Annotated in this window: 1 pseudogene; it reads left to right on the plus strand. The window is 56.6% G+C overall.

The features are described 5' to 3' along the window. Window positions 1-350: pseudogene (locus tag QWY20_RS18600) on the plus strand (WYL domain-containing protein); the annotation flags it as partial.

Genomic DNA, 350 nt, shown 5'->3' on the forward strand with positions numbered 1-350 from the left:
CTGCGCTGGGAGCTGCTGATGCGCTACCGGCTGATTGAAATTGTCGCTTTGTGGGAGGGCCGGCTTACCACCACGCATTTGATCAACAGTTTTGGCATTGCCCGCCAGCAAGCATCCAAAGACATCAACAGCTACCTGCGTGAGATTGCCCCCGGCAATCTGGTGTACGATGCCAAGTTGCGCGGTTACAAACCCTCCGCCACTTTTACCCCCAAAGTCACCACTGGCCTGGCCGATGAGTACCTGCATGCACTGGCCAGCTGCAAAGACTTTGCGCACACCTTTCATCAGCTTGATTTGGGCTTTGCCCATACTGAGCTGCTGCAACCGCCCATTCGCCAGGTGGACCC

The organism is Alkalimonas cellulosilytica (assembly GCF_036325985.1).
Classification (GTDB): domain Bacteria; phylum Pseudomonadota; class Gammaproteobacteria; order Enterobacterales; family Alteromonadaceae; genus Alkalimonas; species Alkalimonas cellulosilytica.